The 916-nt window shown below is 47.8% G+C and carries 1 protein-coding gene and 1 pseudogene; both read right to left on the reverse strand.

Annotated features, from left to right (window positions below):
- Positions 1–252 (reverse strand): alcohol dehydrogenase catalytic domain-containing protein (locus R8N49_RS25670; RefSeq protein ID WP_318190277.1); only part of this gene is annotated, 252 nt, incomplete at its 3' end.
- 47 nt (positions 253–299) lie between these two features.
- Positions 300–916 (reverse strand): annotated as a pseudogene (locus R8N49_RS25675) (PTS mannitol transporter subunit IIBC); the annotation flags it as partial.

Here is a 916-nt window from a genome sequence, read left to right on the forward strand (position 1 = left end):
ATCTTTTAGATTCTCACCGACTTCAACAATCACACCTGCGTATTCATGACCTGTCATCACTGGCACTTCGTCAATGTTTTCAGGAACGCGTTTGTGTTTGCTACCTAACAATGCTGCTTTGTAAGTGGATAGACAAATGCTGTTTGAAATGTTTTTAACCAGAAGTTCGTCGGCTGAAATGTTTGGTAAATCAAAGGTTCTTAATTGAACGTTTTTCTCACCACAGATAACCGCTGCCGTTGTTTGTACCATGATTTCTCTCCTAATTGGGGCGATACCTGCCGCCCCAAACTGCATTGTTAGGCTGGTTGCTCAGTCGCGACCGTTTGTTGCTTAATCTTATCCATCAGCTCGTCAAGCGCTGGGTCGTTGAGGAAGTTCTTGATCGTTACGACTGGTAAACCTGTCGCGTTGACCGCGCGGCTTTCTAAGCTCTCGTGTGTCACGACGATATCGGCTTCACTCGGGACTTTCTCGATGGCGAAGTTCTTCACTTCAATCTCTATCCCAGCTTGTACCAGCTTGCGTTTGAAGGTCGATGCGCCCATTGCACTAGAGCCCATACCCGCATCACATGCGAATGCGACAAATGAAATTGGCTTGCTCGGCTCTTGCGTCGTCGCAGCTGCAACTGGCTGAACTGCGCCTTCCGCTTTCATCTCTTTCATGTCAGAAACTGATTTCTCAAACTCGCTTTCTTTTTCTTCTGATTTGCTCACTTTCAAAATCGCACTTGCTACTAAGAAAGAGACAATCGTTGCACTTGTCACACCTGCGATGGTCGCGATGAAGCTACCTTTCGGAGTAAGAGCAAGGTAAGAGAAGATAGAGCCTGGACTTGGACCCGCGACCAAACCGGCGTCGAATAGGTTGAAGGTTGCGATGCCTGTCGCCGCACCAGCAATCATTGCCACAA

It is taken from the genome of Vibrio sp. 1978, from assembly GCF_033344345.1.